Genomic DNA, 19,908 nt, shown 5'->3' with positions numbered 1-19,908 from the left:
TAAGGTTCCTAATTATTCAAGTCGAAAGATAGTAAACCCGAGTGGAATTGCAAAATAAATCCCTTATTTATCATCGTTTTACGTTAAAATAAAGATGTATTTAGAATAGGTATTTCTATTCATAAGAATAGCTTTAACCCTAGGTGAAATTAATTTACTGGAATTTAACTGAGAGATTAAAAAGGAATAGTTTTTTATTTATTCCAAATCTTCCATGCCTTTTCTGCTTGAAAAATAAGCATGTCCAATCCGTTTTTAGTTGTAGCGCCTTGGTGATGTGCTTTTTTCAAAAATTGTGTTTCGGCAGGATTGTAAATCAAGTCGTAAGCGATGTGTTTTTTAGTGAAAAACTCGTAAGGTATTTCAGGATATGCCTCTGTATTAGGACTTGTGCCTACTGGGGTGGAGTTAATTACAATTTGGTATTCGTCAAAGATTAAGTCTGTTATTTGATTGTAACCCAAAACAGTTTCACTAGCTTGTCTTGAAACAAAAGTATACTCAATTCCTAATTCTTCTAAAGCAAAAGCTACTCCTTTTGAAGCGCCGCCAGTACCAAGAATTAAAGCTTTCTTGTGGTGGGATTCTAATAATGGTTCTAAGGATTTTTGAAAACCGTAATAATCAGTATTATACCCTTTTAGTTTACCTTTTTTAGTAAATCTAATAGTGTTAACTGCTCCAATTTTGATTGCTTTTTTCGATAATTTATCCAAGAATGGAATTACCTCTTCTTTGTAAGGAATAGTAACATTAATTCCGCTTAAGGGGTCATTATTTTTGATTACGTCCCAAAAAGATTCAATAGTTGGAATGTCAAAATTTTCGTAAGTGTATCCTACTAATTTTTCATTCTCAAATTTCTCCGTAAAATAGCCTTTGGAAAACGAATAGTTGATGTTCCGTCCCAGTAAACCAAAACGTTTTTTGATAGGTGGCGTCATCTTTATTTCTTATGTTTTGCAATGTAGTTTTGAACCGTTTTTTCTTCCCAAATCATTGGAAATAATTCTTCCATAAGGATGTAATTATCAAAGTTCAAACGCAAACCATTGCTCAAATGAAATTTTGCTTTGGTTTTATCTTGTATCATGAAATACAAACCTGCCAAACGGTATTCAATTTCGTTTTCTTCAGGGAAATATTCAGTAGCTTGCAATAAGGTTTGAATGGCACTATCAAATTCTCCTAAAAACTGCAAAATATCTACCCAAAACAACCAAGTATCTAATTGGTAGTCGCCAAATTCTACCGCTTTACGGTATCCAAATTCAGCTTCTTCAAAGAAATTCATTTGCTTGTTGATGGTAGCATAACGCTTCCAATACATTTGATTTTGATTGTCAATTGCCAATGCTTTATTAACGTAAAACAAAGCCTTTTGGAAGTTTTTTTCGCGAACGTAAAAGTCCGTGATTGCAATCCAACCTTTATCTAAAAGCGGGTCTTCGTGAACCGTTTGATTGTAGTATTTGATTGCTAAAGCAGTATTCCCTAGTCGTTCGTGGCATTTTCCAATGCGAAGCAAAGCATATGAAGTAGCGTCGTCTAATTCAATAGTTCTTTCATAGCTTTCAATAGCTTCAGCATACATTTTTAAGCGCTCCAATGCTTTGGCTTTTTCCATAAAAGCACCCATGAATTCGTCGTCAATTAAAGTAGCATAATTAAAAGCACGCAATGCTTCTTCGTATTCTTTTAATCCATAGTGTAAGCGACCAACTTGATGCCATGCAATTTCGCTATATGGGTTTTTCTCAATGTATTGATTCAGATAGGCGATGGCTTCTTTGTTTTGGTCCAAAAACTCAAAACAATATACCACGTTATACAAGGCAGATTGATCTTCTAAATCCTCTTCCAAACATTTGATAAAACTGTCTTTCGCCATTTCTAAATTGTCCATAAAAAGGTATTCCATTCCAATTAAGTTATAGACATCGGCGAAATCATCAGTATATTGTAAGGCAATTTTTAAAAGTTCAACTGCTTTTTCGTGTTGATCTCTTTTGGAACAGATATTGGCTTTCTGAATGTAAATTTCTTCGTTATTAGGCTCAATGGCATACAACTCATTTAGCATTTTATCTGCCAAATCCAATTGGTCTTCATAAACCAACATTTCAACTTGAACCAATTTTAAACCTGTAGATTTCGGGTGTTGTTCCAAAGCTAACTTTAAAGCTTTTTTAGCCAAAGAAGTTTTTCCCGAATCGATATAGTGAAGGATAATTTCTTCAAATTCTTCGGAGTCAAAAAACAAGACTTTATTGGTCTTTAACATCGACTCAAATTTGGAAAGAGATAAGTTGTAATCTTCTTCTTCGTTGCTTAATTGCATGCTTTTTGTTTTTGATTTTGGCCTAAATAAAATTAGGAAAATAGAATCGTCTCTTGAGAAAAAGCAAGAATTGTTGTGAACAATTTAATTAACAAAAACCGAGTTGAAATCAGCTATACTTTTTGAGCGACTTCGTCCATTACTTCTAGTAAAATGGCGCAACCTTCTCTGATTTCTTCTTCTGAAATAGTAAGTGGCGGTGTAATTCGAATAGCACATGCTTCAAAAAGCAACCAGAATAAAATCAACCCTCTGTCTTGACATTTCAAAATTACTTCGTTGGTAATATCGGCATTTTTTGTCATTGCGGCCAACATTAATCCTTTTCCTCTGACTTCCTCTATCAAAGGATGTACCAATAGTTCACGGAAGAGTTTTTCTTTAGCTAAAGCATCGGACATGAGTGTAGTCTCAGTTATTTCTTTCAAGGTCGCTAAACAAGCTGCCGCTATGACAGGATGTCCGCCAAAAGTAGTAATGTGTCCTAATTTCGGATTGTGACTTAACAAATCCATTTTAGTAGCCGAAGCGGTAAAAGCTCCAACAGGCATTCCGCCGCCCATTCCTTTACCCATGACTACAATGTCAGGAACAACATCGTAATTTTGGAAACCAAAAAGTTTTCCAGTTCGACCAAAACCAGGTTGAATTTCGTCCAAAATCATCATGGCACCGACTTCGTCGCAACGTTGACGCACTTTTTTCAAAAAATCATTTTCAGGTTGGATAAATCCTGCGCCACCTTGAATAGTTTCAAGTAAGATTCCCGCAGTTTTGGTGGTTATTTTTTCTAAATCAGCTTCGTTATTAAAAGTGATGAATTCAACATCTGGAATTAAAGGACGAAAGACTTGTTTGCGTTCTTCAAATCCCATCACACTCAAAGATCCCATGGTGTTGCCGTGATACGCATTGTGACACGAAATCAATTGGCTACGACCTGTAACGCGTCGGGCTAATTTTAAGGCTCCTTCAATTGCCTCGGTACCCGAATTAACTAAATAGGTTTTGTCTAAAGGAGCGGGCAGGAGCGAAGCCATCAATTTGCAGTATTCCACCGCCGGACTTTGCGAATATTCGCCATAGACCATCACGTGCGAATACAAATCCAATTGGTCTTTAATGGCTTGATTTACTCTTGGATGTTGGTGTCCTAATGAACAAGCAGAAACTCCCGCTACAAAATCCAAATAACGATTGTTGTTTGTATCGTAAATGTACGATCCTATAGCATGTGACACCTCCATTCCTAAAGGATAAGGAGAGGTTTGTGCTTGGTATTGTATAAAATCGTTGTTCACTTTAATATGATTTAATTGCTCTTAAAATTGATATTGCAATTGATTTTTGCGATTGCTATTTCAACCGCTATTTCTTCTTCTTTTTATCGTAATCCAAAGTTTCTTTTCGCACTTTCATCGGGACATTTTTCTTGTCTTTTTGTGCTTTAGCTTGTTTGGCTATTTTTTCATTATCCTTATTTTCTTCGGGAGGAAATATATCGTCTTTGGATAGAATCCGTTCGTCGCCACGCCAAATAAATCCTTTTAACTTTCTGTCGTTTTCTGGCAAGTCTTTTTCAGGAAATAAATCGCCATCCACTTGCTTAAAAAAGGTAATTTCATCTACCTCATTTTTATTGAATAAAATATTGATTTTACTGCTTTTATTTTTGTTGATACCAATGAGTTCCTGAGCCTCATTTCGCATATAATAAATGACTTCGGTGTTTTTGATGATATCTACATCGTGCAGTTTTCCTTCTTCAAATTTGCCAAAGAGATTCTGTCCTTTAATTTGATTGTAGCCTGTTCCAAGAGTATCTTTTGAGATGAGAAAGGTGTTGTTCAATACTTTGAGCGAGTCTAATTTTTGCGAAGTGTTGTTGCCAATGAGATGCATAATATCTCCCGTAATTTGACTCTCTCCGTTCCATAGAATGGGATTTCCAATTAATTTGGTCAGCGCTATTTTGGAACTCGAATGAATCGAATCACATTTGCCACTCATATCTTTTTTGAAAAAGCGCACATTATTGAAGGCGCGAATGATTCGGTCTCCTTCTTTTCCTGTTACCATTAATTTTTTCCCATGAATATACACCGAGTCATTTTCGACAAAGTTAATAGCAACGGCTCTTTTGGTTACAAAAAGAGAATCTTTTTTCTTGTACATTTCGGCATAATGTCCTTTGACAATACCACGATTGATGGAATCCGTAATCTTAACATTTCGCGAAGCCGAAGCAAATTCTTTATTTCTGTCGTAATACAAACTATCGCCCCGAATGATTCGGTCATCGTATTTGATATACGATTTGTTCAGGAAATGTGCTTTGTTTTTCTTGGTATCGTAAAATCCTTTTTCCGTATAAATGTAGTTGGCTTTACTTGTAATCGTAGACGCACCTAATAAGTAGGAGTGCCCTGAATTACTGTAATAATCTAAATGATTGGATTTGATAACGTATGTAGGATTGGTAATTGTGACTTCGGTTAGGAATTGGAATTTTTTCTCAGGAACATAGTATTTTCCAGACTTACTGATTAAGGTGTTTTGTAAGTTGGTAATTGTTCCTTTAGTGTTGTAAAAAACTTCTTGTGTGTTTCGGTCAAAATTAATGGTGTCGGTTACCAAAGTCGCCTCAGGAGAACTCATTACGGCATCACCTGTTGCAAATGCTTTTTTTACATTTCCACTGTATTCGGCATATTTACTATTTAGGAAGAGTGTGTCGCCTTGAACTAACTGTACGTTTCCGAAAGCTTTGATATAGTTTTCTTTTTGAAAATAGTAGGCTTTATTACAGGTTAAAACTACTCCGTCATGATTGACACGAACATTACCAGTAAGTAAAAAAGCATCCGGTATTTCTACTTGGTTTACATCGGCAAAATCAGAATGTTCTACTATGATTTTTTTAGGTACCTGTCCCATTACTTTTGGAGCAAGTACAACTGACAAAACAAAATAGAGTGCTAATCGAAATTTTTTCAAGATGAATAATTTTGGGTATAAAATTAATCAAATTGTATGAAGAGCAAGGGTATTTTAGAAATAATTATAAAGCATTTAATGAGTTTATGTCAGCAGTGAATCACAAACCTTGTCAATGCCTTAAAATAATTTATATTTGTTGCTAATTACCATTTAGAATAGTATGAAATCATTTTTACTTTCCGTTGCTTGTCTGATTACTTTATCAACTGTTGCACAATCAAATACAGAAAAAAAGAAACAAATAAATACATCAAGCTCCAAACAAAAGCTTGTAGTGTATCAAGTATTTACAAGGTTGTTTGGAAATACCAATACTACTAATGCACCTTGGGGAACCATAGAACAAAATGGGGTAGGGAAGTTTAATGATTTTACAGACAAAGCATTACAAGAAATCAAAGATTTAGGGGTAAGTCATGTTTGGTATACGGGAGTGCCACACCATGCAGTGATTAGAAATTATACACAATTCGGAATAGCTAATGATGATCCTAAAGTGGTGAAAGGAAGAGCGGGTTCTCCTTATGCTGTAAAGGATTATTATAATGTAAATCCTGATTTGGCTGTGAATCCAGCTAATCGTTTGCAAGAATTTGAAGCCCTGATTGCACGTACTCACAAAGCGGGATTAAAGTTGATCATTGATATCGTTCCGAATCACGTTGCCCGAAAATATGAAGGAAAGAATAATCCAATAGGTGTTAGCGATTTTGGTGCTGATGATGATGTAACGGTTGAATACCATAAAGACAATAATTTCTATTATATTCCTAATACTAGTTTTCAAATACCTGACGGAATTACTCCTTTGAATGGAGAAAACAATCCATTAATTGATGGAAAATTTGATGAATTTCCGGCTAAATGGACTGGAAATGGCTCACGTTTAGCAAAACCAGACAAAAACGATTGGTACGAAACGGTAAAAGTTAATTACGGAATTCGTCCTGACGGTACAAAAGATTTCCCAACACTTCCTGCTGGTTTTGAAACTAAATCGTGTGAAGATCATTTTGCTTTTTGGAAAGACAAAGAAGTACCCAATTCTTGGAAAAAATTTCGCGCTATTGCCGAATATTGGTTGGCAAAAGGAGTTGATGGTTTTCGCTATGATATGGCCGAAATGGTGCCCTATGAGTTTTGGAGTTATATGAATTCAGCTATTAAAGTACAAAGACCTGATGCGTTTTTATTAGCAGAGGTTTATAATCCAAATGAATATAGAAATTACATTCATTTTGGCAAAATGGATTATTTGTACGACAAAGTCGAATTGTACGACAAGTTGAAAGAAATTGTAAAAGGCAAAAGTCAAACGGATCCGATTACCAATATTCAAAAGGGATTGGCTGACATTGAGCATCATATGCTGCATTTCTTAGACAATCACGACGAGCAACGATTAGCAAGTCCTGAATTTGCAGGTTCAGCAGAAAACGGAAAACCGCTAATGGTAGTTTCAGCAACGATAAGTACTTCGCCAACCATGATTTATTTCGGACAAGAAGTAGGCGAGGCAGGAAATGAAAACGGAGGTTTCGGTTCTCATTCTAGAACATCTATTTTTGATTATGTTGGCGTTCCTAATCACCAACGCTGGATGAATGGCGGAAAATTTGATGGCGGGCAATTGTCTAAATCTGAAAAAGAATTGCGTGATTTCTATAAAAAAGTATTGAATTTTAGTTTGAAAAGTTCGGCTTTAATTGGCCAATTTCAAGAAATTCACTCCACTAATACTACTAATAAAAAAGGATATTTACCAGAAATGTATTCGTTTGTACGATGGTCAGACACCCAAAAATTGATTGTAATTGCTAATTTTTCAACATCTAAAGCGAGTCAATTTGAATTAATAATCCCTAAAGAGATTATTCAAAAATGGCATTTAAAAGATGGTAAATACACTATTGTTGATCAATTGTATCAAAGTAAATCCACTTTAAAAGTAATTAATGGTCAAGGAAAAGCAAAAATAGAGATGAAACCTTCGGAATCTTTTATCTTTGAGTTAAAGTAAAATTAATTTGCTATTGCGCAATAGCTTCTTCATAATTTTCTTCCACTTTTCTCCAATTGATTATAGTAAAGAAAGCGTCAATGTAGTTTTTTCTTTTGTATTGGTAATCCAAGTAATAAGCGTGTTCCCAAACATCTAAAGCTAAAATAGGTTTACCTTGTACTTTAGCATTTCTCATTAAAGGGTTATCTTGGTTAGCTGTACTTGTGATTTGTAATTTTCCAGAACGGTCAACAATCAACCAAACCCAACCCGAGCCAAACAATTTAGTTGCTTCACCTTTGAATTGAGTAACAAAATTATCGAATGATTCAAAATCTTTTTCTATTGCTGTTGCTAAAGAATCTTTTGGTTTTCCTGCTGATTTGGCTCCTAGTATCTTAAAATACAAAGAGTGGTTATAATACCCACCTGCATTGTTTTTTTGTTCTTCATTATTGGTGTCTAATTGATTTAAAACCTCTTCAATGGTTAGATTTTCTAAATTAGTACCTGCAATGGCTTCGTTTAATTTATTGGTGTAAGAAAGATAATGTTTTGAATAATGATTTTCTAAGGTCATGGCCGAAAGGTGAGGCGCCATTGCATCGTAACCATAGGAAAGCTTTTCCAATTGGAAAGATCCATCATCAGCAACAACATCATCAGGAACACCCATTGTTATTTTTTCTGTTGCACTTGGCAAAGGAACTTCTACTACTTCAGTTAGTTTTTTCTTATTACAAGAGAATAAAATAAAAAAGAATACTACATAAGATACTTTTAAAAAGTGCTTTTTCATGACTTGATTATTTTTTCAATAAAGAATTTATGATGGCTATATATTGTTCTTTTGCTTCCTCTACAGATAAATGACTAATTTGCATCCATGCATTAGTTTTAAACGCATTTCTTAAATCAAAATTATCAGATTGATTGTATTCTGCCGAACCAAATGTGGCTTGTTTATAAAACGCATACAAACGCAATTGTACATCTTGTGGCAAAGAAGCTTGCGTCATTTTTGAGGCAGCATTAACCGCCTCTTCAAAACGTTTTTCTAAATCATTATGAATCATTATGCTTTAGTTGCAATAATGGTTTTTCCTCCAATTGCTTTTTGGTTTAACACTACATTTATTGGCGTTCCCAAAGGTAAAAATAAATCTACTCTTGAACCAAATTTAATGAAACCAGCATCAGTTCCTTGAATTACTTGCATTCCTTCTTCGGCGTAGTTCACAATACGTTTGGCTAAAGCACCCGCAATTTGTCTGTACAATACTTCTCCAAATGATTTATTTTCAACTACAATGGTAGTTCTTTCATTTTCTTCACTCGCTTTTGGGTGCCAAGCCACCAAAAATTTACCAGGGTGGTATTTACTAAAATTGATTTTACCTCCCATTGGGTAACGGGTAACATGTACATTTATTGGTGACATGAAAATAGAAACTTGTAAACGTTTGTCTTTGAAATATTCGGCTTCATAAACTTCTTCAATAACTACCACTTTTCCATCTACAGGAGATAAAATTTGATCTTCGTTTAAGATAAAAGTACGTTTTGGATTTCTAAAGAATTGAAGAATGATAATTAAAAAAAGTAGTGTGATGAGTTGGATAGTCATCTTAATCCAGTTGGTGTCAATTAAATTGTCACTTACGAGTAAAACAATGGCGGTTACGAATATACCTAATAAAATAGAGGGAGTACCTTCTTTATGAAACATATGATAAAATTTGATAAAATAAATATACAATTGGTGCTACAAATATAACACTATCTAGACGATCTAGTATGCCTCCATGACCAGGCATTATTTTTCCACTGTCTTTAACTTCTGCAATTCGTTTGAATTTGGATTCAATTAAGTCGCCAATAGTTCCAAATACCCCAACAATCAATGCAATAATTGTCCAAATTAATATCGAAGTATCGCTAAAATCAGGATTTGGTTTGATGTATAGTTTTGAAATCAAATAACCTGCAAAAACGGCAAAGACTACCCCACCTAGAAAACCCTCAATTGTTTTCTTAGGAGATATTCTTTCATATAATTTATGCTTGCCAATTGATTTTCCAACCAAGTACGCAAAGGTATCATTAGTCCAAATCAAAATAAATAGACCTATAATAATTTTTGGATTGTAATCAATAATTCCAAAAGATATCTTCACTATAAATATAAAAGGCATTAAAATATAGCCCAATAAATACAAGTACTTCCATATAACCGATACGGTTTGAACTTTATTATCAAACAAGAAAAACAAACATTTTGTAAATACTAATAAGCTAATAATCAGTAAGCTGATATTCAATCGATCAACATTTACGCCCAGATGTATTGGTTTTTCTAATACATGCGAAAGGTATTCGTCAGTTTGATTCTTGTAGTAACTTAATAAACTGATTACAGAATATGCAATTATTACAAAAGATATCGGAATTATGTTTTGAAGCTTTACCAAACTACAAAATTCATAGGTTGCAATGACCAAAAAAATTCCAAATAACAAAATGAAACTTTCTGTAGAGTAAAGGATTGAGGATAATAATAGAGTGATGTAAACTACACCTGATAATCCTCTTTTAAGCGTTTCATTCATTTTAAAGATCTTCTAGAAGCAATAGATATAGATTCTTAGCTGAACTTCCATATTGTGTAAAGTCTTCTTCCTTAGCTTTTTCGAAGTATTTTATGGTTGTTATATTGGTAGGGTAGTCTCTTTCGTATTTCTTTTTAATAGCACTTAAACCATCACTTTTAGTACCAAGAATTTGGCTAGTAGTTGCAATTACAATAATGTTTAAAGGCAAAACATCCGGTTTTAGTTGTTTAATTTGCTTTGATGAAAATAATATAGAACCTTCATCAGCGATTAAATTTTCACAGCTAGCAAGTAAAAATGTTGGGTTAGCAGGGTTTTCGAAAGGTAATTTGTTTTCTTCTAAAAGGTGGAATAAATTAGTATCAAAACACAATACTTCATTTTCATACCAATCATTCTCTTCAAGAATATTTTCAAACTGTTCAGATACTTCTGACTTATTTTCGCAATAAATAAATTTTCCTCCATTTTTTTTGAAATGGTAGATAAATGCCTCGTCAACAGCCAAAGTTACTTCAGGTAAAAATTGACTTTGTTCGTTGTCTTTATCCTCATCTGAGGAAGGATTATTAGAACCAAAAAATTTTTTAAAAAGACTCATATCCGTATTTGAACTACTAAAATAGTATAGAAAACGTTCAAAGATAAAAAAATCTTAATTCAAAAGTTATTTTTGAATTAAGATTTTCTAAATAATTGAAATTAGTTAATTTAAGAAACTACTTCCTCTAGGTTTGCATCAAAACTTCGTTTACCAAAAATAGCTTCCAAATCATCTTTAAAAATAACTTCTTTTTCGATTAGAATATCAGCTAATTGGTTTAGTTTCTCTTTGTTTTCTTCTAATATTTGAATTGCTCTTTGGTATTGACCTTCGATTAATGCTGAGATTTCCTCATCAATTACTTTGGCAGTTTCATCAGAATACGGCTTAGAAAAACTGTATTCACTTTGTCCAGAAGAATCGTAATAGGTAACATTTCCAATTTTTTCATTCAAACCATAAACAGTTACCATAGCTCTCGCTTGACGAGTCACTTTTTCTAAATCACTCAATGCACCTGTAGAAATTCTGTTAAAAATCACCTTTTCAGCTGCTCTTCCGCCCATGGTAGCACACATTTCGTCTAACATTTGGTCTGGACGAACGATTAAACGTTCTTCAGGAAGATACCAGGCAGCACCTAAACTTTGTCCTCTTGGTACAATTGTTACTTTGATAAGCGGAGCAGCATGTTCTAGCATCCAACTTACAGTTGCGTGACCTGCTTCGTGTATAGCAATTGCTTTTTTCTCCTCAGGAGTTACAATTTTATTTTTCTTTTCTAAACCACCTATGATTCGATCAACGGCATCTAAGAAATCTTGTTTGTCAACTGCAGTTTTGTTGTTTCTTGCTGCAATCAAAGCTGCTTCGTTACAAACATTAGCAATGTCAGCGCCAGAGAAACCTGGAGTTTGTTTCGCTAAAAAGTCCACATCTAATCCTTCGATTTTCTTTAAAGGTGCTAAATGTACTTTAAAGATTTCTCCGCGTTCGCGAATGTCTGGTAAGTCGACAAAAATTTGTCTGTCAAAACGTCCAGCACGCATTAACGCCTTGTCTAAAACGTCAGCACGGTTGGTAGCTGCTAGTACAATAACATTCGAATTCGTTCCAAAACCATCCATCTCAGTTAACAACTGATTCAAGGTATTCTCACGTTCGTCATTACCACCTGACATATTATTTTTACCTCTCGCTCTACCTACCGCATCGATCTCATCAATGAAGATAATAGCTGGCGATTTTTCTTTAGCTTGTTTGAACAAATCTCTTACACGAGAAGCTCCAACCCCTACAAACATTTCAACAAAATCAGAACCTGATAATGAAAAGAAAGGCACCTGAGCTTCACCAGCTACAGCTTTAGCCAATAAGGTTTTACCTGTTCCTGGAGGTCCTACTAATAGCGCTCCTTTTGGGATTTTACCTCCTAAGTTGGTATATTTTTCAGGGTTTTTAAGGAACTCAACGATTTCTTGAATCTCTTCTTTAGCTCCTTCTAATCCTGCAACATCTTTAAATGTTGTTTTGATATCTGTTTTTTCGTCAAATAGTTTGGCTTTTGATTTGCCAATATTGAATATTTGGCCACCGCCACCGCCACCGCCACCTGACATTCTTCTCATGATGAATATCCAAACGGCTATGATGATGATTATTGGTAACAAACTAACAAAAATGTCCGTCCAATTGCTTTTTTGTAAGAAGTTAAAATCTTTTAACTTTCCTTCTCCGACAGCTTTCTCTAATTTATTTTGAAAAATTTGATCGTTTCCAATTTCTAAAGTATAATGAGGTCCAGCGTTAGGACGATCAAAAACATCTTTGGCAACTTTTGCATGTGTTTTATCTTTCAAAGAAGCAGCTGTTAAATAGACTTCTGCTTCACTTTTATTGTATACAATCACTTTTTCAACCTGACCCTTTTCTAGGAAATTGTTGAATTTAGACGATGTTAACTGTGCTGGTTCTTCGAAATTACTTCCTCCAGTTGCAAAACTGATGAAAAGAAAAATTAGGAGAATTCCTGCGTAAACTAACCAAGGACTAACTTTAAATTTATTTGGATTATTATTCGCCATTACTAGTGTATTTCTTTAGTATTTGTTTTCGATTGTAGTGATTTTTGCATCTCCCCAAAGGCTTTCAATATTATAATATTCACGGATGTGTTTTTGGAAAACATGCACCACCACATTCACATAGTCCATCAAAACCCATTCAGCATTGTCTGTTCCTTCAACATGCCAAGGCTTGTCTTTCAATTCTTTTGAAACTGTTTTTTGGATAGAACTTACAATTGCATTAACCTGAGTATTTGAAGTTCCATTGCAGATAATAAAATAGTCGCAAACTGCGGTATCTATTTCTCTTAAATCAAGGATGTCAACATCATTTCCTTTTACTTCTTCGATTCCTTTGATAATGTTTGCAATAAGTGCATCATTATTTATAGTCTTTTTCGCCATGAATTATTTTAATATAAGTTGGTAAAGTTACCATTTTTTGTGATTATTTTTGAACCATTAACAGAATATTAAGTTCTGTATTATAAATAAAGTTAAATGAAACTAATCAAACTCGATGCCATAGATTCTACTAATGATTTTCTTAAGGGTATATCAGCTCAACAAGATCCAGAAAACTTTACAGTTGTTACTGCTGAAAACCAAACCAAAGGTAAGGGGCAAATGGGAGCTGTTTGGAATTCAGAAGTGGGTAAAAATCTAATAATGAGTGTATTGGTTAAAGACTTTTTAATTGAAATCAATGAAATTTTCAATTTAAATATAGCCGTATCTTTAGCTGTTATTACAACTCTTAAAAAGAATAACATTCCTGATTTGAGTATCAAATGGCCAAACGACATTCTGTCAGCCAATAAAAAAATTAGTGGAATATTGATTGAAAATAGCATTAAAAGTGACGGTTCTATACATTCAATTGTAGGTTTAGGATTAAATGTGAACCAAACTAATTTTGAGGGATTACCCAAAGCGTCTTCTTTGGCAGTAATAACAGGTCAAGAGTTGGACAAAGAGGAGTTGCTTTCAGCTATTGTAACTCAACTTAAAGCCAATGTGATAGAGATTAAACATAATCCAGCTTCGTTGCGTCAACAATTTGTAGACTGTTTATATAAAAAAGATATTCCAATGCCGTTTATGAATCAAAAAGAGGAAAAATTTATGGGAATTATTCAAGGCATATCTCCAATTGGGAAGTTGCAAGTTTTGTTAGAGGATGATACGATTTCCGAATTCGACATTAAAGAAATTCAAATGTTATACTAATAAAAAAGGGCTGTAATTTGATTTACAGCCCTTTTTTTATAATCAGATTATATTATAATTTGTGCATATTCTCCGCCAAGGTTTCGATGAATTTCTGGATAGGTCCTTTAATCATCATCGCCATCATTGGGTTGAAATCCCCTTCGAAATCTAATTTTACGTCTGAACTTGTATTACTTACAGCGTCAATTGAAGCTGTTAAAGTAAAAGGTAGTTTGTCACTTGCTGCACCTAAAACGAGTTTATTTGGAGCTGCTTTTTCTTTAATGACTAATTTGATTTCAGGCATTGCTTTTAAACCAAAAATGAAAGCATCAGCGCCAATCACTTCGAATTTCGCAATATTTTCAGGCATTAATTGTTCAAAGTTTTTTACATCAGACAACAAATCAAATAGATTTTGAGCTGATTTTTGAACGCTAACTTTTGGGCTTTCTAAATTCATCTGTTTTTTATTTCAAATTATACATTCCAAGTCGAAGGATTCACGTTCCATTCGCTCAAAGTTTGTTGTTCTTCTTCAGTGATATAAGTTTTGGCAACAGCCAAGTTCAATAAGTTTTTATAATTACTTAAAGTGTATAGTTCTACATTGGCATTTTTGAAATTTTGCTCAGCAACATCAAAACCATAAGTAAAAATTGCCGCCATTCCTTTGATATTAGCCCCAGCTTCTTTCAAAGCTTCAACAGCAAGTAAGCTACTGTTTCCGGTACTAATTAAGTCTTCTACCACAACTACATTTTGACCTTTTTGTAAAAAACCTTCTACTTGGTTTTGTCTTCCGTGTTTTTTAGGTTCAGGACGAACATATACAAAAGGCAATCCCATACTTTCTGCAACAAGAATACCAATTCCAATAGCTCCAGTAGCAACTCCTGCAATTACGTCGGGTTTACCAAATTTTTTTTCAATATTTTTGGCAAACTCATCGCGAACATAATTTCGGATGGCTGGAAATGAAAGGATTAAGCGGTTGTCGCAATAGATTGGCGATTTCCATCCAGAAGCCCAAGTGAATGGATTTTTTGGATTCAATTTAATTGCATTTATTTGCAAAAGCAATTCGGCTGTTTTTTCGGCTGTTTCTTTATTAAAAATCATAGCGCAAATGTATAAAGTTTTTGTGAACGACAAACCACTTTTTTTAACAAATCATATCTCTAAGGAGACCGATTTCCAATTGTTTTTGTTAGAAAGTATTGACATCGAACAGCTTATTGTAAAAATATTTCAAAATAAAATTCAAAAAGCCTATTTGTATCATCCCGATGAAAAGGAAATTTTGAAAACTTTAAAAGAAAAAATACCTGTAAATAAAGCGGGTGGTGGCTTGGTTTACAATAAAAAAGGGGAGGTGCTTTTTATTTTTAGAAATGGAAAGTGGGATTTGCCTAAAGGCGGAACTAACAAAGGAGAAGAAATTGAGGACACTGCCATGCGTGAAGTGGAAGAAGAAACGGGAGTTGGAAAACTTAAAGTAACTAAAAAGCTTCAGAAAACCTATCATGTTTTTAAACGCAACGGCAAATACCGACTTAAAATCACGCATTGGTTTGAAATGACTTCTGATTATGATGGAACACTAGTGGGTCAAGCCGAAGAAGGAATTGAAAAAGTAGCATGGTTGAGTACATTACAAATCAAAGAGGCTTTGAAGAACTCCTATGAAAATATTAAATTATTATTTGAAGAAGAAAAGCTCCCGTAAAGGAGCTTTTTTTTATTTAGTTATTCGGTACACAGGATAGTTTAAATGAGCTTTTTCGTAGTACATAGACTGCTTGTAAATCCAATCCAATTGCGCTTTAGGATTGTTCAGAAATTCGGGTTCCTTTTGTTTTTTTACCTCCAAATCACTTTTTAATTTCGGATTGTCTTTTAATAATTGCGCTGCAGTATCTTCAAATACATAATCGGAATAGCCTTCTTTTTGTTGTAAAATTGGATCGAAGAAATTCCAATTGAAATACGAATCTACGGCTTCTGGCTCTAATGTTTCCAAGATGTATTTAATCCCTTTTTGTTGGGTCGGAATAATATAATCTCCTTTTGCGAAAGCTCTTTTTTCGATCATTGAGTTGACCACTGTGTTTCGGTGATTGTAATGTCCTTCGTAAGCTGAAGTCGTAGTTTTGAAATCAGTAATTCGGTAGCTTTCTACTTCAATAATTGTGTCTTTTTGAATAGTTTGACAGGCAATGCCATTACTTTTTAAAAGTTCAATCACAGGCCAAAAACCACGCGGAATGACATAAGCTTTTGGAATAGTAATGTCTTTGACTGACTTGTATTGCGGAAAGAAAGGCACTTCTTTTTTGAAGGGTTTGCTTCGGTCGTAATACAACCTTTGACCTGTAGTGGCTTCACTTTTTTTATAACCCGCTTCATAGCCTAAAAAAGTGAACGGTTCTTGAATTTTTTTGTCCACTTCCCACTGTAAAGTGTAGTTTTTGTTGGGTTGAAATTGCGCTTCGTTGTCTTTTCTAATCTGCTTTATTTTGGAATAATTTGTATCGGTGAATTCTAAAGTAGATTTCATGAATTCGTAGGTGACTTTGACACGATCAGCGTATTTTTTTAGCATATGTGTTTCAACTACAAATCCAATGGAATTGAATAGGGAAGTATAGCCAGTTGTGTAGCGCGGACTGTCAAAAAATTGAGCGAATCCTTGGTCTGGTGTTTCGTGGAAGGTATTGACATAAGGAGTCGTTTCGATTTTTTTCTTCTGTAAATCTGAAACCAAGCTGGGCATCATTTCTTTTCTTAAATACGAACCTAAAACAGAGCCTAATTTAGTTGGTTCGGTCATGATGTAAGTCAGTTTGTATTGGTAATCTGAACCATTACTCACGTGGTTGTCAATAAACACATCGGGATTAGTGGTATGGAAAATTTCCACAAAACTTTTGGTATTTCTCGTATCCGATTTAATGAAATCCCGATTCAAATCATAATTACGGGCATTACCTCTAAAACCATATTCTTCTGGTCCGTTTTGATTGGCTCTGGTGAAGCTGTTTCGGTTTAAAGCACCGCCAATATTGTAGACTGGAATGCATACAATTACAGTATTTTTGGGCGCTTTTATTTTGCCTAAAGCCAAATCTCTAAAGAACTGCATCGAAGCATCAATTCCGTCAGGTTCTCCTGCGTGGATTCCGTTGTTGATTAACAATACAGCTTTGTTTTTTTGAATAGTCTCAAAATCAAAAGTGGCATCCGAATTGAAGGTAACCATGTGCAAGGGTTCGCCACTATCGGTTAAGCCCATTGTTTTTATATCGATGGTTTCAAAATCGTTCGCCAATAATTGAAAATAAGCAATTGTCTCTTGGTAAGTTGCGGATTGATTGCCGTTTCTTTTTTCAAAATAAGTAGTGTATTTTGTTTGGTTTTGTGCCAAAATAGTCAAGGAAAACAGGAGTAAAAGCGTCGTTAAAAATCTCATTTTTGGTAATTTTTATAAATATCAAATGTAGCTTTTTTTAAATTATCAGTGAAAAAGAATCAAATAAAGACTTGGGTTTTCTTATTCGCAAACCAAAGCACTATCTTTGCGCCATGAATACAAAACACCATTCCAACAATATCCTTTTGAATTTAGGCATTGTAAGTCTAAATGAAATGCAAGAAGTAGCTCAAGACGCTATTTTAAACGATAACAATGTTTTATTGCTTTCGCCTACGGGTTCGGGAAAAACATTGGCTTTTTTATTGCCTATTTTTGAATTATTACAACCCGAAATACTTTCAGTACAATGTTTAATTTTAGTTCCTTCTCGTGAGCTGGGATTGCAAATAGAACAAGTTTGGAAAAAAATGGGAACCGATTATAAAGTAAATACCTGTTATGGCGGTCACTCTATTGATACAGAAATCAAAAACCTAAGCAATCCGCCAGCGGTGTTGATTGGAACTCCAGGTCGAATCGCTGATCATATTGACCGAGGTACTTTCCGAGTGGATAAAATTCAAACTTTAGTTTTGGACGAATTCGACAAATCCTTACAATTAGGGTTTCACGAGCAAATGTCGTTTATCATTGGCAAACTAACCAAGTTAAACAAACGCGTTTTGGTGTCGGCGACTTCGGATATTGAAATTCCAAAATACACTCGTGTTGTCAATCCTACTGTTTTGGATTTTATTCCCGAAACACAAGAGGAGAATAACTTAAGTATGAAAATGGTCGTTTCTAAAGAGAAAGATAAAATCAATACTTTGTTTCAATTGATATGTTCGTTGAAATCGCAAGCAGCTATTATTTTTTGCAATCATCGCGATGCGGCTGAACGCATTAGCGACACTTTAAACACCAAAGGAATTTATGCCACTTACTATCATGGCGGAATGGATCAGGATGAACGTGAACGCGCTTTGATTCAGTTTAGAAATGGAAGTGTGAGCTATTTAATCACTACTGATTTAGCGGCACGTGGATTGGACATTCCAGAGATGAAACACGTAATTCATTATCACTTGCCTTTGAAAGAAGATGAATTTACACACCGAAATGGGCGTACGGCTCGTATGCAAGCTTCGGGAACGGCTTATATCGTGGCACATGAATCAGAGAAAAAAATGGAGTATTTGGATTATGGTATGGACGTACTGAAAGTTGATTCGGCTACAACTTTACCAAAACCACCTGAATTCCAAACGATTTACATTAGCGGTGGAAAGAAAAACAAACTGAATAAGATTGATATTGTAGGTTTCTTTTCTCAAAAAGGGAAATTAGAAAAAGGTGATTTAGGATTGATTGAAGTCAAAGATTTCATTTCATTTGCAGCAGTAAAATTCAATAAAGTGAAAGATTTACTTCTTAATGTGAGAGATGAAAAAATGAAAGGGAAGAAGTTTAAAATTGAAGTCGCTCGAAAAGTGATTAAGAAAGAAGAATAATTCGATATACGATTTACGATATTCGATGTATGATTATTAATAAAAAAAACGTCTTGAGCTATCAAGACGTTTTTTTGTTTTAGTTGTAACTAAAAATTATATTTTCTTTACGTATTGTGTGATGATTACTATTTGTTGCCCATCGACTTTTCCTTCAATGTATTCGGCATTTTCGTGATCTAAACGAATGTTACGCACCGCAGTTCCTTGTTTAGCCACCATACTTGACCCTTTAACTTTCAAGTCTTTGATTAAAACTACAGAATCTCCGTGTTCCAAAATAACGCCATTACTATCGCGGTGGATGATTTTGTTTTCGTCGTCTTCTCCTTCGCCAGTGGCTTGCGCCCAAGCTAAAGTATCTTCGTCAAGGTACATCATGTCCAATAATTCTTGTGGCCAACCTGCAGTACGCATACGGCTTAACATTCGCCAAGCCACAACCTGAACTGCTATTTGTTCGCTCCACATACTGTCATTCAAACAACGCCAGTGGTTCAAATCGAAATTATCTGGATTTTCAATTTGGTCAATACATGTAGCACATGCAAAAACACTTTCTTCAATGCCGCCTTTTTGAGTAGGTAAAACGGTATATACTTTTAAGTTTTCAGTAGCAGTACACAATTCACATTGACCGCCACTACGTTTGTTTAATTCTCTATCTAAACTCATTAATTTGTTTTTTGGCGAATGTAACGCTATATAGCGCTTATCACAAATATTTAGGACATAATGCTATAGTACTCGAACGGCTTGAGGTACTAATAGTTCATATTCGCCGTGATTTCGAATCACATCGCGAACGATGCTCGAACTGATGTACGAAGTTTTGGCAGCCGTTAATAAAAAGACGGTTTCAATCTTAGACAAACGTCTGTTCGTGTGTGCAATGGCTTTTTCAAATTCGAAATCGGCAGGGTTGCGCAAACCGCGTAAAATGAAGTTAGCATTGATTTTATGACACAAATCAATCGTCAAACCTTCGTAGGTTATCACTGAAATTTTAGGTTCGTTTTTGAAAGTCTCTTCAATAAAACGTTTTCTTTCTTCTAATGAAAACATGTATTTTTTATCGGCGTTGACTCCAATTGCAATCACAATTTCATCAAACAAAGGCAATGCTCTGTTGATGATGTCTTCGTGACCTAAGGTAATCGGGTCAAATGAACCTGGAAATATAGCTTTTCTCATTTTTGTAG

General features: G+C 34.5%; 20 protein-coding genes. 4 read left to right on the top strand and 16 right to left on the bottom strand.

Annotation, left to right across the window (positions count from 1 at the left end):
- Positions 1-194: 194 nt before the first annotated feature.
- From LPC23_RS09275 to LPC23_RS09260, 4 genes are all read right to left on the bottom strand, one after another.
- Positions 195-944 carry a shikimate dehydrogenase family protein gene (locus LPC23_RS09275; protein ID WP_229329771.1) on the bottom strand — a complete coding sequence of 250 codons (750 nt, stop codon included), beginning with the start codon at positions 942-944 and terminating at the stop codon, positions 195-197.
- A gap of 2 nt (positions 945-946) precedes the next feature.
- Positions 947-2,341 (bottom strand): tetratricopeptide repeat protein, encoded by a 1,395-nt coding sequence (locus LPC23_RS09270; protein ID WP_229329770.1) that lies wholly within the window; start codon positions 2,339-2,341, stop codon positions 947-949.
- Between the two features lie 113 nt (positions 2,342-2,454).
- A complete protein-coding gene (locus LPC23_RS09265) occupies positions 2,455-3,642 on the bottom strand; it encodes an aspartate aminotransferase family protein (RefSeq protein WP_229329768.1) in 1,188 nt (395 codons plus the stop codon).
- A 67-nt stretch (positions 3,643-3,709) separates the two neighbouring features.
- Positions 3,710-5,278 (bottom strand): OstA-like protein, encoded by a 1,569-nt coding sequence (locus tag LPC23_RS09260; protein ID WP_229331588.1) that lies wholly within the window; start codon positions 5,276-5,278, stop codon positions 3,710-3,712.
- A 223-nt stretch (positions 5,279-5,501) separates the two neighbouring features.
- On the opposite strand from LPC23_RS09260, the gene LPC23_RS09255 reads away from it, so the two are divergent.
- On the top strand, positions 5,502-7,361 hold the full coding sequence (locus LPC23_RS09255) for an alpha-amylase family protein (protein WP_229329766.1): 1,860 nt from the start codon (positions 5,502-5,504) through the stop codon (positions 7,359-7,361).
- A gap of 10 nt (positions 7,362-7,371) precedes the next feature.
- Here the strand turns inward: LPC23_RS09255 and LPC23_RS09250 are convergent, their stop codons facing one another.
- The 7 genes from LPC23_RS09250 to rsfS all read right to left on the bottom strand — a co-directional run bounded on the left by LPC23_RS09250 (position 7,372) and on the right by rsfS (position 12,970).
- A complete protein-coding gene (locus tag LPC23_RS09250; RefSeq protein WP_229329764.1) occupies positions 7,372-8,142 on the bottom strand; it encodes a superoxide dismutase in 771 nt (256 codons plus the stop codon).
- 7 nt (positions 8,143-8,149) lie between these two features.
- Positions 8,150-8,419: an acyl-CoA-binding protein gene (locus LPC23_RS09245; RefSeq protein WP_229329761.1), complete on the bottom strand. Its 270-nt coding sequence runs from the start codon at positions 8,417-8,419 to the stop codon at positions 8,150-8,152.
- Positions 8,419-9,072 (bottom strand): phosphatidylserine decarboxylase family protein, encoded by a 654-nt coding sequence (locus LPC23_RS09240; protein ID WP_229324888.1) that lies wholly within the window; start codon positions 9,070-9,072, stop codon positions 8,419-8,421. The genes LPC23_RS09245 and LPC23_RS09240 overlap by 1 nt, the downstream gene beginning before the upstream one ends.
- Positions 9,062-9,952 (bottom strand): phosphatidate cytidylyltransferase, encoded by an 891-nt coding sequence (locus LPC23_RS09235; RefSeq protein ID WP_229329759.1) that lies wholly within the window; start codon positions 9,950-9,952, stop codon positions 9,062-9,064. Before LPC23_RS09235 ends, LPC23_RS09240 begins: the two co-directional genes overlap by 11 nt.
- Position 9,953: 1 nt before the next feature.
- Positions 9,954-10,556: a lactate utilization protein B/C gene (locus LPC23_RS09230; RefSeq protein ID WP_229324884.1), complete on the bottom strand. Its 603-nt coding sequence runs from the start codon at positions 10,554-10,556 to the stop codon at positions 9,954-9,956.
- Between the two features lie 110 nt (positions 10,557-10,666).
- Entirely contained in the window at positions 10,667-12,583 is a 1,917-nt protein-coding gene (gene ftsH / locus LPC23_RS09225; protein WP_229329756.1) for an ATP-dependent zinc metalloprotease FtsH, read from the bottom strand.
- A 15-nt stretch (positions 12,584-12,598) separates the two neighbouring features.
- Entirely contained in the window at positions 12,599-12,970 is a 372-nt protein-coding gene (rsfS, locus tag LPC23_RS09220) for a ribosome silencing factor (RefSeq protein ID WP_229324880.1), read from the bottom strand.
- Between the two features lie 96 nt (positions 12,971-13,066).
- Between rsfS and LPC23_RS09215 the strand changes: the two genes are divergently transcribed.
- Positions 13,067-13,795: a biotin--[acetyl-CoA-carboxylase] ligase gene (locus tag LPC23_RS09215; RefSeq protein WP_229329754.1), complete on the top strand. Its 729-nt coding sequence runs from the start codon at positions 13,067-13,069 to the stop codon at positions 13,793-13,795.
- Between the two features lie 52 nt (positions 13,796-13,847).
- On the opposite strand, the gene LPC23_RS09210 is transcribed toward LPC23_RS09215, so the two are convergent.
- Both LPC23_RS09210 and pyrE read right to left on the bottom strand, forming a co-directional pair.
- Positions 13,848-14,240 carry an SRPBCC family protein gene (locus LPC23_RS09210; RefSeq protein WP_229329752.1) on the bottom strand — a complete coding sequence of 131 codons (393 nt, stop codon included), beginning with the start codon at positions 14,238-14,240 and terminating at the stop codon, positions 13,848-13,850.
- Positions 14,241-14,257: 17 nt separating this feature from the next.
- A complete protein-coding gene (gene pyrE / locus LPC23_RS09205; protein WP_229329750.1) occupies positions 14,258-14,899 on the bottom strand; it encodes an orotate phosphoribosyltransferase in 642 nt (213 codons plus the stop codon).
- 7 nt (positions 14,900-14,906) lie between these two features.
- On the opposite strand from pyrE, the gene LPC23_RS09200 reads away from it, so the two are divergent.
- Positions 14,907-15,506 carry an NUDIX hydrolase gene (locus LPC23_RS09200; protein ID WP_229329748.1) on the top strand — a complete coding sequence of 200 codons (600 nt, stop codon included), beginning with the start codon at positions 14,907-14,909 and terminating at the stop codon, positions 15,504-15,506.
- Between the two features lie 12 nt (positions 15,507-15,518).
- Here the strand turns inward: LPC23_RS09200 and LPC23_RS09195 are convergent, their stop codons facing one another.
- On the bottom strand, positions 15,519-17,249 hold the full coding sequence (locus LPC23_RS09195; RefSeq protein ID WP_229329746.1) for a M14 family metallopeptidase: 1,731 nt from the start codon (positions 17,247-17,249) through the stop codon (positions 15,519-15,521).
- A 113-nt stretch (positions 17,250-17,362) separates the two neighbouring features.
- Between LPC23_RS09195 and LPC23_RS09190 the strand changes: the two genes are divergently transcribed.
- Positions 17,363-18,706, top strand: coding sequence for a DEAD/DEAH box helicase (locus LPC23_RS09190; protein WP_229329744.1), 1,344 nt, complete (start codon positions 17,363-17,365; stop codon positions 18,704-18,706).
- A 96-nt stretch (positions 18,707-18,802) separates the two neighbouring features.
- Here LPC23_RS09190 and LPC23_RS09185 read toward each other — a convergent pair whose 3' ends face one another.
- Both LPC23_RS09185 and coaD read right to left on the bottom strand, forming a co-directional pair.
- Positions 18,803-19,381 (bottom strand): PhnA domain-containing protein, encoded by a 579-nt coding sequence (locus tag LPC23_RS09185; RefSeq protein ID WP_229329742.1) that lies wholly within the window; start codon positions 19,379-19,381, stop codon positions 18,803-18,805.
- 63 nt (positions 19,382-19,444) lie between these two features.
- The gene (gene coaD, locus LPC23_RS09180; protein WP_229329740.1) at positions 19,445-19,900 is read right to left on the bottom strand and encodes a pantetheine-phosphate adenylyltransferase; all 456 of its coding nucleotides are present in this window, start codon (positions 19,898-19,900) and stop codon (positions 19,445-19,447) included.
- Positions 19,901-19,908: the final 8 nt, after the last annotated feature.

Source organism: Flavobacterium ammonificans (genome assembly GCF_020885975.1).
Lineage (GTDB): Bacteria > Bacteroidota > Bacteroidia > Flavobacteriales > Flavobacteriaceae > Flavobacterium > Flavobacterium ammonificans.
Note: the sequence above shows the minus strand (reverse complement) of the source record. Positions and strands in the feature narration are given on the sequence as shown.